9 protein-coding genes are annotated in these 17,377 nt (G+C 33.6%); 8 read left to right on the forward strand and 1 reads right to left on the reverse strand.

From position 1 onward, the window contains the following. Positions 1–28: 28 nt before the first annotated feature. Entirely contained in the window at positions 29–841 is an 813-nt protein-coding gene (locus tag M2372_RS09120; protein WP_123319993.1) for a hypothetical protein, read from the reverse strand. A gap of 284 nt (positions 842–1,125) precedes the next feature. On the opposite strand from M2372_RS09120, the gene M2372_RS09125 reads away from it, so the two are divergent. The 8 genes from M2372_RS09125 (at position 1,126) to M2372_RS09160 (ending at position 17,261) form a co-directional block, all read left to right on the forward strand. Continuing rightward, the gene (locus M2372_RS09125; RefSeq protein WP_123319994.1) at positions 1,126–4,359 is read left to right on the forward strand and encodes a hypothetical protein; all 3,234 of its coding nucleotides are present in this window, start codon (positions 1,126–1,128) and stop codon (positions 4,357–4,359) included. A gap of 191 nt (positions 4,360–4,550) precedes the next feature. Continuing rightward, complete coding sequence (locus tag M2372_RS09130) at positions 4,551–5,264, forward strand: HNH endonuclease (protein WP_123319995.1); 714 nt, start codon at positions 4,551–4,553, stop codon at positions 5,262–5,264. A gap of 142 nt (positions 5,265–5,406) precedes the next feature. Then, positions 5,407–7,308, forward strand: coding sequence for an ATP-dependent endonuclease (locus tag M2372_RS09135; protein WP_123319996.1), 1,902 nt, complete (start codon positions 5,407–5,409; stop codon positions 7,306–7,308). 3 nt (positions 7,309–7,311) lie between these two features. Further along, positions 7,312–9,030 (forward strand): ATP-dependent helicase, encoded by a 1,719-nt coding sequence (locus tag M2372_RS09140; protein WP_123319997.1) that lies wholly within the window; start codon positions 7,312–7,314, stop codon positions 9,028–9,030. A gap of 132 nt (positions 9,031–9,162) precedes the next feature. Further along, complete coding sequence (locus tag M2372_RS09145; protein WP_123319998.1) at positions 9,163–10,359, forward strand: hypothetical protein; 1,197 nt, start codon at positions 9,163–9,165, stop codon at positions 10,357–10,359. Positions 10,360–10,422: 63 nt separating this feature from the next. After that, complete coding sequence (locus tag M2372_RS09150; RefSeq protein ID WP_123319999.1) at positions 10,423–11,187, forward strand: HNH endonuclease; 765 nt, start codon at positions 10,423–10,425, stop codon at positions 11,185–11,187. Positions 11,188–11,218: 31 nt separating this feature from the next. Beyond that, on the forward strand, positions 11,219–11,941 hold the full coding sequence (locus M2372_RS09155; RefSeq protein WP_123320000.1) for an HNH endonuclease: 723 nt from the start codon (positions 11,219–11,221) through the stop codon (positions 11,939–11,941). A gap of 697 nt (positions 11,942–12,638) precedes the next feature. Then, positions 12,639–17,261 (forward strand): FG-GAP-like repeat-containing protein, encoded by a 4,623-nt coding sequence (locus M2372_RS09160; protein WP_123320001.1) that lies wholly within the window; start codon positions 12,639–12,641, stop codon positions 17,259–17,261. Positions 17,262–17,377 lie beyond the last annotated feature (116 nt).

Genomic DNA, 17,377 nt, shown 5'->3' on the forward strand with positions numbered 1-17,377 from the left:
TTTCAAACTGATTACAAATAAAAAAGAGTTATTTATTATTGTATAAAGGGTTCAATAATAAGTATTGGTTTAAGCCCCAATCAAAATAGGCGACCTCATCTTCAGTAAAGAGATTGTGTTCCTGCAGAATTTTTTTTCTTTCTTTCAAATAATTCAGGACTTTTTGCGCTCTATCAAAATTCTCAGCATCAACAATTAATTGCTCCAGGGCTTTTTTTTCTTTTTCTAATCGTTCTTTCTTTTCTTGTTCTGCCTGCCTCATCAATTCCTGTTTTTGCCAGTTTTCCTCAAGCTGTAAATGATATTCTTCTGAATATTTTGCAAAAAGTTCAAGATATGCTACAACCCGGATCAGTTTTTCTTCAATTGGAGAATAAGGTGTATCCTTCCATTCTTTCCTATTCCAAGTATTCTCGTACACCTGTATGCAAAGTACATCTGTAAATACAAAATCTCTGGACGCATATTTACTTTGGTCATTACTTACATACTTCCCCACATTACGAATACTTACATGAAGATCTCGACCTGATATTCTAACAATATTTTCGTTCCTGGCATTAAGATCAAAGCCATGGCCTCTATATTCTAAAAGTTTTACCAGAAAGTCAACAATCAGCAAAGCACGGGAAAGATGTTTTTTTTCCACGGATATCGGCAGGATAACATTCTTTTTGGATCTTTTTTCCCAGTAATTTTCTGCAGACTCAAACCACTCTTTAGTATTCACTGTGATCTGATGCGGTGAGCTTAATCTTTTTGAAATCTTATTAGGCGATTTTTTATCAATTTCAATTTCCTTAATTCGATCATCAATTTCTTGGCGGGATATTGTTTTCATTGTTATGGCAATCTGTTGTTATTTTAAAATAATGCTGTCACTGATGTTTTGAATAAACGAATAGTATCCTTATGTTAGATACTTGGTACAGAGCTATTTGCCCTATAAATGGCTGTAATTCGATGGTTAAATCCCTACAGTCCACTAGCTGAATGGATGTTATTCCTTTATAAAAGTAATTAATTACTTTGCATAAATCAAAGGTGATACAGTAAAAATTGAGTTCGAAAATGCTAAATTTACTTTTATACAATTCAGAACTATAGATCTAATAAAATTATCCAATGAGAAATGCTTACAGCGGTTATACCTATCAAAAACACATAACTCAGTTGTTATTGTCCATAATGGATGTAGAGAGGAAAATTACAAAAATTGAAATCGAAGCAAAAGTTGATAATAACTTCGATGATTTATTAGTTTCTATTAATAATGAAGAATATAGTTTTCAGATTAAGGATTTTGAGAACGTAAAATTAGATCAACTTGTTATTGACTATGAAAATTTAATTATTAAAGGTAAAGCTCACAAGCTTTCTAAGAGCAAAAACATTGTTTTTTTTAAGCATATCGATATTGTTCCTAATGCTAAAATTTTAGATTTTGATTGCTTGAAAAACGGCAATTTGTATATCATATCATTGAGTCGGACTGATGTAGATCTCTTTATTGATGATCTATATAGTGGGAACTTAAATAGGAAATATGAGATTGAAAATTATTTAAGCGAAACACTGGATAAAAGGATATGGCTGATTGAAAGGTCTGATCTTCCCAGCTTAAAAACTTATAACACGGATCTACAACAAGAATCGGTAAAAATTAATCATACGCTTGTTGAATTTGAAAAATTATTATTGATCGAAGGTAAACCCGGAGTTGGGAAAAGTCATTTTGTAAATTCACTTGTTGAAGAATATCCTCTAAATATATTATACCGATTCTGGGTAGGAAATCAGGAATCCGATTATCTGGAGAGATTAAAATTTCAAAACTTTGTACAAGATTTAAATGTAAAACTGTTTCACGATCTAAAATACAGGGAGATTCCTGATTTATTCAAAGAGATTAAAAGGAGAAAATTAACTTTCATCATCGATGGTTTAGATCATATTGAAAATTATAATAGCAGTGAGCTTTCTCGGTTTATAAGATTCATAGATGAACTAAAAGAGTACTGTAAAGTCATCATACTATCAAGACCATTGGTCGTTAAGCTAGATTGGCAAAAACATATTTTGGAAAACTGGAATAAAAAGCAAACTGAATTTGTTTTAGAGGAATTGTTTCATATTACAGATTACAATATTCAGAAAGAAGTTTTTTACATGACCCTGGGTTATCCCATTCTTGTAAAATATGTTTCAGAATTTTATAAACTAAATAAGAAGCTTCCGGAAACCGGTCAACTTCAAGATATTGACAGTTTTTATGAAGGCATTATAAAAAATGAAAAAGGGAAATATTCTCTTTCGATATTTTTATGTACAAATTCATATATAATGTATTCAGAATTAGATCACTTTTTGGGAGAAGCTAAATATTACGTCGAGGAGTTCATAGATGAACATCCTTATCTATTTGACATCAAGCTGAACAGAATCGCTTTATTTCATGACAGTTTCAACACCTATTTTCGTAACAAGTCAACCAGTTATAAAATTCTAAATGACAAGGCTACCGACTTGGTATATGATTCAATAATGAGCTTAAATAGAAGATTTCTTTCAAGGTTTTCTCTATTTAAACTTACTCATCAACAAACAAAAGAAATAGCAAGGAAATTTTGTAACATAACCATTTTTGAAGAAATAATAAAAGACAGCATAGATATTGAAGCCATTCGTACTTTTTATTTTGATTTAAGAGATTTGATGTCTAACTATAAGTTTGATGATTTTGAAATTTCACATTATTATGATCTCTCACTTATTATAAATCTAATTTACAGAGATCATATATCAACACCGGATGGCTTTCTCTACACTTATACACAATCACTATTATTTAACGGATATACGGAGGAGGACATCACCAGTTCAGGATACTTATTTGGAATGTTGTTTTATATAAGAAGCAATAATCCAGTTTTGCTTTATAATAAGGTATCAAATGATAATTACTCCACTGATCATTTTCATATGAGATTGGAAGGAGATATTGATAAAGAAGAATATTTTTTTATCAGGAATAAAAAAGCCATTACAAAAACAAAAATCATAAATGCTCTAAAAGATAGACGGTATTTTGGTGATTATTTAAAATGGATCATGGAAAATCTATTCCTCCATCAAAAAAGGTATAAGGGGCTTGAAGAATTAAGTGACTCACTCGATATTTATCTGGAAGGTTTTGAATCAATAGGTGCAATTAAATTAGCTGAGTTTTTAGATAAATATCCTGATTCTTATTATTATGCTGATTGGTATTTAAATGATGTAAAAAAGAATTTAATTGCTGCTGGTCATGAGGTGAGCAATATTGAAAAAAATGAATATAATTATCTGTCATTGGAAGAACTCATATTAAAAAATAAAGAGACAGGGAGTTTCAATTTAGGTAATAAAATTCATGAATATATTAGATTAGCCTTACATCGAAAGCAGAAAATAGATTTGGCAAGTATATCGTTGTTCTGGACTAAATATTATAACAGAAAAGATTATACATTATATGGATTACCTAAAGCATTAAAGGCACTTCATACAAATAATCTTTTGACATTGGATGAATGCATTTTTACGATTACAAAAATCCAAAATATTTCTGAGAAGGGGTACCGGTATTTACTAGGGGAATTTATAGAATTGTATCAACCCTCTGAAATAATGCCTTATATTGAAAAGCTTAATCTAAGTCATCTTTCATTACAATGGTATCTGCTTCCCAGTAAATACATTAATTCTTTTTCAGATAAACTGTATAACTTTGCTATCAATCAGTTAATAAAAGTTAATAGAAGCGGATCGATTGAAATTGATGAAATAAGAAATGGCTTGCTTTCTACTCGATTAAAAGATATTGAACTGGAATTTAGCATTATTAAAACAAAAATAAGAGTAGAAAAATCAGACAATATTATTAGAGAACTAAAAAATTCTAAAATATCGTTTCAGGTATATGTAGATAAAGAAAAAGATAGATACAAAGAAACAAGTGAGGAAAGACTTAACAAAGGCTACATTTACCCTAGTGATTTTGATTCAATTAAAGAAAGAAAAATTAGCTCCATAGATGCAGCTAAATTTGCAGATAGTGAGTCATCCAGTTTGGTTTTTACAGAGCTATTTGAAATGTACGAAAAAGAAGAGGTAACCTTTAATTTTAAAGAAATATTGTATAATGCTGTTATTGGAAAAACTTGGCGAGGAGAATATAGTTTTCTGCTTTATTATACCTCGGGAAATATATTGTATATGATTGAAAAATACAGAAATAAAGATGAATTTGAGGAAGCGGTAAAAAGTTTTAAAAAATTTATACAACTATCCTTAGTCGACATCAATTGGTCTCGGTGAAAGTCAATACACTGATAAAAATTTAAAGCTTCGGCATTAAATCAGGACGGAATAAAAACCTTGTAACAAGATAAAAGATAGGTATCGAAATAATAAGAAATATAATATCTAAAACCAAAGAAAAAATAAGAAGAAAATAAAATATATTCTTAAAAGCCTTTAACTTTAGAGATTATGTAAAAACAATAACAATGACTATTTCAGATAAAACTAGAAAATTTCTATGGGCAAAATCAGGGAACAGATGTGCTATCTGTAAAACTGAATTAATAACAGGTACAGATGCTTCAGAGGAATTCAATGTTGGTGAAGAATGTCACATAATAAGCTCAAAGAAAAATGGTCCTAGGCACTTACCAAATCTTCAGGACTATAACAACTATGAAAATTTATTGCTTTTATGTAGAAATCATCATAAAGAAATTGATGAACTGGTAGATACCTACTCTGAAGAAATTTTGAGGTATATGAAAGTCAATCATGAAAATTGGGTGAGAACAGCAATAGCAAATGCTATTCAGGATGATAAAGCAAAAAAACCTAAATTTTTGATGCGGATTACATCAGGCAAGGAATTATTGAATGTCATTAGCGAGGCACATGGATACAACACTGATTATGATGAATTAAGGGATAGAGACGAAGCAGAGTATATTGGAGGTATTATACAAACTTTTATTGATTTCGGAGATATATGTGGAATGGTTCAAGCTTATGACAAAGTCCAAATGAGCTATGATTTACAACAGCTTCTTGATGAATTAGAAGATAATGGTTATTATGTTTTTGGAGAAAGGGATCCGAATGCCATCCTTCCTCATATTTCCGGAACGGATAAATGGGTTGTAGCAACTTTAATTATAAGAAAAAAAGAAAATCCTGAGATTTATAAAGTAAATTTATGACTGAACTACCCATTCATAATCTAACTACCATTTGATAATAAAATTACTTGGGTCAGCACTTAAGATGTTTATATTCTTCAAAAAAAACATTTTAGCTCGTATCTACATATTAAATATTTATTTTTATTTTAGTTAAAAAACTATGTACCTATCAACCATAAGCATCAATAATTATAAAGGTGTCGAGTCATTAATTGTTAACTTCAACCCTAAATTAAATATTATCATTGGAGAAAATGGTTCTTGTAAAACAGTATTAATTGATGCCATTCGATTAATGTATAACTTGGGTAATTACAAAAAGGATATCTACGTTAATTCTGAAGATTTTTTTTATAACGCTATAACGAAAGTACAGAGTAAATCAATTATTTTGGAATACATTTTCAGAGGACTATCTCTTTCTGAAAAGGGAGCACTATACGAATATTTAGTAGTTGATCCGCATGATTCTGATTTAGATTATGCAAAAATAACTTTAATCTATGATCTTGTAGACGGCAAATATCCGAAATTCACCTACTTCACTGGTGCTACTACAGAACAAAAAGCAGATAGTGGAACGTTTGAAATTTTTCAACATTATTATCTTGGAGCTTTAAGGGACAGTACCAATGATCTATTAAACGTTAAATCAAATATGTTGGGATCTGTAATTAAAAGACTTGTTGAAAGATCTCAAACAGAGGAAAATTTTAGAAAAATTATCAAAAAAGCAAATGATGATCTGCTGGAACAGAAAGAAGTGAAGGATACTCGGACAAGTGTTAATAAACATTTAGATGATATTTTCAAAATTACAAAAGATAACCAGATAGGACTTAGAATCGAAAGCTCTTCAAAAATTGAAGGTATTGTTAATGTTATAAAACCATATCTTCCCCATGATAAACATTCATTAGAAAATGATGGCTTCAATTTATGGCAAAATAGTCTAGGTTTTAATAATCTTATTTATATCGCAGTGATATTGGGTGATATTAAAGAGCGTATCACAGATCATCCTAATCAACATTTCACCTTACTGATAGAGGAACCGGAAGCACATCTTCATCCTCAGCTTCAATTGAACCTTTACAATTTTTTAAAAGTTGCAAGCGCTCCAAATAATTGCCAATTATTCATAACATCACACTCTCCCACTTTAACTTCGAAAGCAAAACTTGATAATCTCATACTACTTCAAGATAATGCTATTAATATTGGTGGTTGTTTTGAGAATCGCGAAGATGAATTGGTTATCGAGCAAGTTGCTAAGAAAAAAATTTTGAGAAAAGATGATTTTATTGAACGAAAAAATCAGCTTGAACGGTATCTTGACATTACCAAAAGTCAGTTATTTTTTGCTCAATCTCTCATATTTGTTGAAGGAATATCTGAAAAGCTACTTGTAAAAGCATTTGCTGATTTCTTAGGATCAAGTCTTGAAGATTCTCGTTGTGAATTGGTAAGTGTTGATGGGATATCTTTCTATTCATTTATTCACTTATTTAATTCTACAGAAAAAAGTAAAAGACTTAATCATAAAGTGGCAATTGTCACTGACGATGACAGGTATGCGAAACAGGATAGATCATTTAAAAATCTTATCTCAAAAAACTACAGAGCATTGGACGGGTTTCATTCAGGACTGTACAATTCACAAATTAATAATAGAATTGGTAACCTGAACTCCACAATCACATCAAATAAAAATAATATAAAATTGTTTCCCGCTTTTAAAACCCTAGAGTTTGAAATTGCGCTCGCCAACATTGCAGATAGTAAAACTGAGTTTCAAGAAAATCTTCTATTACAATATTTAAAAATTAAAGACTTTAAAAAATTTAATGTAATCCTTGTCTATATTGATTCTCTTCAAAATGAAGCTTTTTCATTATCTGAAAAAGAAAAAATTGCCATATTATTGTGGAAAGCTCTTCCAGCAAAAAGCATATTTGCACAAGAATTTTCTGCTTTATTAGAAAGCAAAATTATTACTGGAGAGACTACCATCTTCAGAGTGCCTCAATATCTTTCACAATCATTAAAACATATTATTTAAAGTATGCAGTTTGAAATTACTAATGATAATAGTCCTTATTTAGATTCAAGAGGTAAGATAGTTCTCAATGCATGTCCCGGGAGTGGCAAGACTACATCAGTGGCTTACAAACTAAAGATATTAATGGATGAATGTAAAACTGAACATGGTGATTACGCAGGAATTGCATGCTTATCATTTACGAATGTGGCCAAAGATGAAATTTTCCAAGCATTTGCAAAAATTAATGGTAGCCACATCAGGTATCCACACTTGGTATCGACAATTGACAGTTTTATCAATCATTACATCACCTTACCATATTATTATTTGCTGGAGAAAAACATTAAAAGACCCCAGATTTTAGACAAAGTGTCTTTTTTGGATGATATGAATCTTGGTAATCATAAGAATAACCAACAAAAACCATTAAAATATTCCTATCCCCCATCACAGCTTAAAATAGAAATTGACAATACTTACACATGGAATGGACATAAACCGAATCCCAAAATTGTTTCTGAAACTATTTTTAAGAAATATGCTAAAGAATATAAAAGATGGCAATTTGATAACGGATATTTAAACAATGATGATTCAACTTTTTTAGCTGCATTCTTATTAGAAAAATATCCTAGTATCGCTAAAAGCCTAATTGAACGTTTTCCTTACTTTATTATCGATGAAGCACAAGATACTTCAGAAATTCAATACAAAATTTTTGATTTGCTAATTTCTGCAGGTCTAAAAAACATAGAATTCGTTGGTGATCCTTATCAAAGTCTTTATGAATTTAGAGAAGCAAGACCCGACTTATTTATAGCTCGCTTTAATAACAAATCAGTTTGGCAACAATTCAGACTTAATCACTGCAGAAGATCATCTCAACAAATAATTAATGTTTATAGCTTATTTCGAGAAACTGAAAGCGAGCCCATACGCTCCATTTGCAATCATACTACAGATCATAAAATTCATGTCATAAGATTTTCAGAAGATGATCCAATTAGTTTAATCACAAAATATGAAACCCTCATTGATAATAATTATTTAAATCAAATTCTAGTGCGGGGAGGTACTCATTTAGAAGTGTTTGGAGCCAAAGCCACATCAGAAGAACCTTGGAAAAATAACATAGCGATCACAATATTGAGAGCTCAAAACTACTTTTTACAAGGTAATAGTAAAATCAGTATTGATATTTTAAGAATGTGTTTAGCTCAAATTTTGCTTCCTACCGGTAATTACAGAGAACAAAGAGCAAAGGAAAAGGAAATTAAAAATGATTCAGATATAAATATCTTGTTATTTGATTTCATCAAAAAAATGCCTGATCAAAACGATACCTTAAAAAATTGGACTATGCTTATGACTGAGCATATAAAAAATACATTCGGAATTGAAACTGATCTTCAACTGAAGCAGAAGGGAAAGCAGTTTTACAATAAAAATCTTCTGGATTTTCTTTACCCTCAAGCCAAAATACCACATCCGATATCAACTATTCATAAAGCAAAAGGGATGACCTTTGATTCGGTTTTACTGGTACTAAGTAAAAACAGTTCTGGAGAACAGATTTCACTAACTGATTTTAAAAATATCGGAGTTCTTCCAACTGAAAAGCAAAGAATGCTTTATGTAGCTCTGTCCCGTCCTAAATATCTTGCTTGCATTGGCGTGCCTGATAGCTGGAACAAACAACAAATTAAGGAAATATTAGGTGATGATATAATTTTTGTTTAAGTTGATAATGATTTAATTACTACGCAAATAGGCTGCGTTATCATTTTATTATTTTGTATTAGAAATTATAGACAGAGATATGCATATAATTTTAGTTTAGGAAAAATTACACATTTTTATAACCAATCATATATGATAACTATGGACAATTTGCCCCAAATGGTAAATGGCGCGCTAAAAACTATTCATATCTTTAATAAAGATTGTAAACCTGTAGACGTTAAAAATGTCTCTTTACTTAATCTTGATACACTTTGTTGCGATTTCTATCCGATTGCAAAAGGCTCAAACGATATTAAATTGGAAATATCAAAAGTCATGGGATGTTTCAATGGGATTTTCAAAAATAGAACATATGAAAATGTTGACCTAAAGAACTATGTAGTCAGAGCATATGACAAAGATAACAATGAAATTTTATACGCTCTATGCACAAAATCTACTGCAGAACTAATTGGAACTGGAGAATTTGTCGAATGGTTCACAAGAACACTCTTCCAGGAAAACACAGAAGATTTTCGCCTAGTTCAGGCAAAGAAGATAATATCAGAAATTGAAAACGGATTAAGAGAAGCCGTAAAAATCAAACTTAAGGATAAATTTGGAGAAGATTGGTGGGAGCTTGGTCTTAATAATAAACTTGGAAAAGATGTTAAGGACTTATATTTTAATCAATTCGGTTTAGAATGTACTGATGGTGATGTTTTAATTGCTTATACATATACATTACAATTAAAAAAAATTATTTTAACATACTTTAATTTATTCAAAACTTATTTTAACAATCCTACTCAATTTGAAAGTTTAATGGATAATCTTAATAAAATAAGAAGAGAAGAAGCTCACAACAGACCTATTTCGCAGTTAGAGCTGAAAAATCTTGAAGATCTTCACGAAAGCCTATTATCTGTTCTTTTAAGCGATTTAAAATCCTTTCAATCTGTTTTTTTAACAGAAAATTGGAGAATAATGATAAAAAAAATTATGATTCAAGCCTATTACAAGTCTCCTTACAGCGAACATATGATCGTAAATGAGCAGGATCCTGCAGAAAAATTTTTAAAAATCAAAGAAAACATAATTAGCCTTATTTCTTATTTGGATAATACTATTGTAAAATTGAAATCAGTGATTGTTCCTATATATAAAAAGAGCATCCATCAAGAATTATTATTATGTTATCAAAAACGTAAGGAATTGCAACAATCTTTACTATTGGAAACATTATCTTTGAATCACGAGAAGATTGAGAATTTAATAATTGAAATCAATTCTCACGAACAAATAATGGATGAATTTTCAAAGAAATTTATTCTAAGCGAAAACTAAAAATATTTTTAGTTGTAAATTTAATGTTCAACACGAAAAGGATTCACAAAAGATTGTAATTATATGAAGATTTGCATTTGGTGCTCCAAAAATGAAAACTACGTAACTTTTAAAAAATTAGCTCACACGATCCCACAATCATTAGGAGGAAAACTTGTTTGTGAAAATGTATGTGATTCCTGTAATGAATTTTTTGGCAGAAAAGAGCATGGTCTTCCGGCTGTCGAAATTGCGCTAAAAGAGGTTTTGAACACATCAAAATATCTTCTTCTTACACAGCACAAAGAGATTAGACTGGGTCGTTTCAAATCAGAATATTTTAATTTTAATTACAAAAATAATCCAAGAACTTTCAAGTTTAAGATGGGTTACAAACTGAGACCAAATTTTCAGCGTGAGTTTGGACGCCGATTTAGAAGAGGAATATACAAGGTATTTTTAGAAGAACGTGAAAGACAAATCAGAGATGCACATGACGACAGGTTTAATTTTATGCGGGAATTTTCAAGGTATGACCTTAATGATTACCCTGTCTATGTTCAGGTTCCAAAATTTAAAGCAGTACTCTATAATACAGAAGATTTATTGATTCCACAGATAAGATTTACAGACTACAGTGATGAAGTTGATAAAGAATTTAGATTTTACAGTTATCCTTTAATGGGACATTCTTTCGTTATCCCTACTTCCAATCAGTTTATGGATGAAAGACTTAGCGCATACATAAAGTATCTCAGAAAAACTGAAGACCCTTTTGGTTCAGAACTTATATCAATAGATAATATTGAGCAACTGGATTTTAGGTTTAATTATATGAATGGGAAATAAGCAAATTATAATTTTAGACCTGTGAAAGATTATGAAAGAAAAAAGAGATAAGTTGATTGAAACCCTCAAATTATGGCTAGAAAAAAATGATATAATGGGAGAAACCCACTTCTACACCATCGAAGAATGGCTGGAACGAGAAGAAGAATATCATAATGAAAGTGAATTTGTGATTACGACAGAAGGAGGTTTATTCTATATTTTAAATTTTGGAGATCAAAAACAACACTTAGAATTTGAAGATATAGTGCTCTCTTTTGGTTTTTTTTACGAGCTCGGAAACGCTTGGAATATCGGTTTTTACTACGATGAGAATTTGGAAATCATCGATGGCAGTAAAGAATCTCTCAAAACATATTCTGATAAACTCCAAGATATAAGATGGCAAGATAAAAGAAATCTTGTCAAATCAAACGCTGGGTACCGTTGTCAAGATTGCGGTGCATCCACAAATTTAGAAGTTCATCACTGCTATTACCAATACGGGAGAGAACCGTGGGAATACCCTCTTGACTCTTTAAGGTGCCTTTGCAGAAACTGCCATCAAAAAAGAGGAAAGCTAGAAACCGTTCTAAGGGCAAAATTTGCCGATTTAAGGTTTGATGAATTAGAAATTTTCAAAAAGCTGATTTCAAAATCAATTTTAGTATATAAAAGAGTAGCATTTTTTGAATTTCTTAACTCTATTGGAAACATAGATGGAGATATGGATGAGAAATATGATAAGATGAAAACAATAAAAAGATTTGGTTAAAAGAAGGCAACAAGATATTTGAATGTACTAAATTATATCTTTGGATAAGCCCATCATCAATAGACAGATTATGTTTTCTATAATATTCTGCACAAAAATATGTTTGTATTGAGTAATGACAATGAAAGTAAACTAAAGCAAAACTATGTCAACTTCGATTTATTTCAAATGTTAAAAATTAAATTGCAAAAAACATTATAACTACAAAAAAATAGTAATATTCAATTCTTTTTTAATTTGGCTTAAACGAATCAAATCATCAATAAAAGTGTTTGAAGATACGCTTGTCTTGGTCCCTTGACAGGATTATTTAACTCTACAATTCTTTCTAAATCTTCCACTAAGTGTTTCGATATTTCTTCGGTTACGGAAATGGCGCCAACTGAAGACAGTTGGTGCCATTTTTATTGTATTTGATAATTTGAAAAATAAACTTTTATCTATAGATCAGTTTTTTTACTAGATATAAACGAATTAAATTGATTGCAAATCATATTTATAATGTTGATTTGGTAGATTAAATATTTGCACTAACCTAATCCAAATTTATCTACGTAAATTCCAAAAAATGAAAAGAAATCTAAATTTTGGAATTCCAACAAAACCCAAAATAAATTAAACACCTGAAAATCAGTCATTTTTAAATATAGCACATGTATTGATTAATGAATCAAATAATTAAAAATACTGATTACATATGAAAAATTTACTCTTTTTATTTATTCTTTTTTTAGGGGTAAATGATCTTTACGCAACTGGGGAACCTTCCACGTATTTTCAGATCTACGTTCCTCCTAATAATGACGCAGTGCAAAGAAATGTCTGCCTGATCGTGACCGCCATCTACGATGATACCGAATTTAATATTATTGATGATGGTGCGGACGGAGACACGGATGACTCCAAGACAGGGATCTTAAAAGCGGGACAGAGTTATGTCCTCTACATCAAGGACAACGGGATCAATGATGATGCCCGCTATGCGTCCGGTGGTGTTTTAAAATGGGATGGAGATTATTTCATCGTAAAATCCAACAAGCTGGTGTATGCCTCCCAGAGCACCAACAGCGACTGGCAGCATGACTGGATCCCAAGTGTGGATAAAAGTTCCATAGGGCAGAAATTTATTGTTTACGCTCCGATGATATCATCCTCTAACAGAGATATCAATGTATTTGCGTATCAGAATAATACGGTCATCGACTTCTATAAAATTAGTACACAGCCTAAAACCAATACGGGATTTACCGATGTCAATGCGGAAAATGCGGTGAAGGTCTTTTCCAAAACGTTAAATGCCGGTCAGGACCTGATCTATGGCTCTGCGGAAGGAAGGGATGTCATGGTATCCGGGGAAACCTATATGCTGATCGCCAACAAGCCCGTAACCATGCAATATGGTGCCTTATTCGGAAATGAAAGGGACGGAGGCGGCTATGTGCCTACCTCAAATGGAAGTTCTTCCGGAGAGCTGATGTATTTCACCGTTCCCTACCAGGCTGCAGGTGAGCAGGAGATCAGGATCGTCAGTTGGGACAACGCCAATGCGGTAAACCTGGATCGTTATGTGAACGGGAATTGGGTCTCCGTAAAAACGTTCTCCCTTAACCGATTGGCCGCCGGAGACTGGGTGGGAAGATCCAATGGGAACGTTTCCTACCCCACCGTATTCAGAATTACCTGCTCAGCAGGGAAAAAGGTGTCCGTTTTTGAAGGGAACTGGTTCGAGACCGGTTCACCCGGTACCTCCGATATGGCAACGATGGTCTCTTCCGAAAGCGGGACGACAGCAGGGAAAAACTTCCTAATCTATATTGCGCCTCCTGGAAATGAGATCAATGTCACCAACCCGTTGACCGGTTCAAAGTACAATGGCTCCTTTTCTCATCTGTATCTGTTTTCAAAGACAGGCGCTACCGTTACTGTCAAAGATGCTTTGACAAATGGAACAAAATTCAGCAAAACATTTACCATTGCACCTGAAAAATATGCCGACTGCTCTGTAAGTCTAACTGAATGGAAGGCATTTTATAACGGGACAGGAACACCTTCCGGATCGGAAAGACCATATTTGATCGTTGAAAGCAATAATGATATTGCCGTGATGAACAGCAATTTCAATGATAACTGGATGTGTTATACGGGAAGCTCCCTGGGACATTCTTTCACCCAGACAAGCACTGTAAGTGATGACACGCTGATCCCTACCGAACAGGCGACCGTGATCTCGCAGATCAAAACGAGTGGAGAAGTGACCACCCCCTCAGTTGAGGTTATCGTACAGGAAGGGCTGAAAGTGGTAGAATCCAAACTGCTCAATCCCAACCAATCCCAGACACAGGGGACTGTTACAGAACTCAATGACAAAACATCGGTAACATACAATAATTTGCCGACCCTCCAGCCCAATTCCACATATCAGGTTGAAACAAAAGTAGTGGCCACCGTGGGAGCCAATAACGGGGAATTGGTAGGGACCACGCTTAATGCGACCGTAGAAACCGTTATTACAGGAAAGGTGAATGGAGAGACGCAGCAATCTACCATGGCCAATTCAGTATCCGTACAGACCTCCAATACCTCAAAGCTGATATTTTCCCGCTTGGATAATCCGCTATTTGATTCTTTTACCACCAACTCCTGGACGATCAGCTGGATAGACATCAATAATGATGGATACGATGATCTTTATGTGACGGACATGGGACTCACAGCGCCTAATCTGATCTTTATGAACAATAAAACGGGAGGCTTTACCGCCGGACAGGCTTTACCTGAAGATGGCGTATCGATGAGCAGCACCTGGGCAGATGTGGACAATGATGGGGATGAAGATCTTCTGGTTCTCAATAATACCAGAAACCCGAATAAATTCTACAGAAATGATAACGGAACTTTGGTGGCAGACAATACCAAATCTTTCACCCAGGATGTTTCTTATTATCACGGTGGTGCCTTTGCGGATTATGATAATGATAATAAAGCAGATGTATTTATGTGCAATTATTTTCCTACAAAATACAATGAACTGCACCGAAATAACAGCACGGGAAGTTTTGTAAAAGAATCTACAGATGCTATTCCACTGGAAGCTAACTCTTCTCTTGGACCAACGTGGGCAGATTACGATCAGGACGGATTGATGGACCTGTTTGTACCTAACGGTATTGGTAACAAAAATTCTTTATTCCATAATGATGGGAACGGTACTTTTTCCAAGAAAAATAACATTATCAACCAGGAAGGAGGAAAATCCGTGGGAAGTTGCTGGGGAGATATTGATAATGATGGTGATTTGGATCTGTTTGTCACCAATTCCAATACAACGACCAATTTTCTCTATAAAAATTTAGGGAACGGAAATTTTCAGAAAGTAACCAATTCTATTGTCAATCAGGGAGGCAGCTCTCACGGATGCAGCTTTGCAGATATCGATAATGACGGCGACCTGGATCTATTTGTCACCAATGACAAGATCAGAAAGTTTCTATATTTTAACGATGGAAACGGAAATTTTACGGAAAACAGGGATGAGGCCATTACCTACAACTTCGGGCTTTCTTTTGGTCACGCCTGGAGCGATTATGATCACGACGGAGACCTGGACTTGGCCGTGGCGACACATTCCAATCAGAAAAATCATATTTTCGTCAACAACGGAAATACCAATAAATGGATAGAAATCAACCTGAAGGCCACAGAAAGCAACGGTTCTGCCATAGGATCAAAAATATTTGTTGAAACAGGCAGCAGAACGCAGATGAGAGAGGTGAACAGCCAAAGTGGTTTTGGTGGACAAAGCAGCTATACGCAGCATTTTGGTCTGGGAAATGCCACAACCATTAACAGCATCACCGTGAAATGGGCAAGCGGAATTATCCAGAAGATAAATAATGTTTCGATCGATCAGATCCTTGAAATCGTTGAACCTCAACAGATGAAGGTAAAAGGGATCGTATATTTTGACAGCAACAATGACGGCGTGAAACAAGACACTGAACCAACTGTTTCAAGAGCTGCCATAAAAGTAGTGCCTACAAACGCCAAAGTATATTCAAATGATACAGGAACATTCAGCTTTTATGCCACTCAAAATAATGTTGAGTTACAGGTCCTAGCTGAAAACGGGCTGAATTCAGGGTCTAAACTATTTGACCTGACCAACTATCAGGCATCCCAGCAAATATACATTCCTGCAACCTCTGCCTGCAATGATACAGATTTGAAAATCAATATGGGAGGAACTGCCATCCGAAAAGGATATACCAATAACCAGTTTAGAATAGTGGTGAGCAACCAGTCCCGCAATATGTCTGCTTCCAGTGTGCTGAATTTTGTAGTTCCCTCAACGGTAAGCATCTCGAGTCCCTCCTCTCCAATTACGCAACAGGGAACATTCGTAGTGAATGCTAAAAATTATACAAGATATTCATGGAGTCTGGGAGCGCTGAATCCTTTCAACAACAAGGTGATAAGCTTTATGACGGGTACCGACGCGTCGGTTCTGATCAATGATGAACTGGAATTCAAAGGTGAAATTGTAAATGCTTCCACAGACTGCAATTTGGAAGACAACCTATTGATCCAAAAATACAATGTGTATGGCGCAATAGACCCGAACGATATCTTGGTCTATCCTAAAGGATATGGAGACGAAGGTTATATCCTACCTGATCAAATGCTTACCTATACGATAAGATTTGAAAATGTAGGGAATTTTGCAACCCAAAATGTATCGATTGTTGATACAATGCCGCAGGAAGTCGATATGAATACCTTCAAGGTAGTCTCTACAAGCCACGATAATATATCGACCGAAATTGTTGATAATAAGGTCACTTTCAAATTGGAAAACGTTTTCCTGCCCCCTACTGAAACAGATTCAAAAGCTTCGCAAGGATATGTGACGTTCTCTGTCCTTCCTAAAAAAGGCCTGGCCGAAGAAACAAAAATTATGAACAGTGCCTTGATCGCCTTTGATGATGAAAGGACCATGAGAACCAACACCGTAACCAATACGATCCAGTCCAAGGCAATAGAAGAAGAGCTTACAATTGTCCAGCTGTATCCGAACCCGGTAAATGATGTTGCCTTCATAAGACTGGAACACCGAAAAGGATCGGAGTATACAAGAAAGCAGATCGTAAAGGCTGATGTTTTCGATCTTAATGGTATCCGTGTTCTAGAGAAGAATTTCAGCCCGTCCGAAGAAGTGAGAATTGATTTGCCGTTGGAAATCAAAGGCTATTACCTGCTAAGGGTTACCGACTCGGAAAATAAGGCCTACACAAAAAAAATGCTCGTCAAACTTAAAAGATAATTCGGTTTTTTTTGACACACCGATCGGACGAGAAAGGGTCAGGTACTGAAAATTCATACCTTTAAAAAAGTAAGGCCAGATCAATTATAACCCTTCAATAAATATGATCAAACCAT

The organism is Chryseobacterium sp. BIGb0232 (assembly GCF_024810195.1).
Lineage (GTDB): Bacteria > Bacteroidota > Bacteroidia > Flavobacteriales > Weeksellaceae > Chryseobacterium > Chryseobacterium pennae.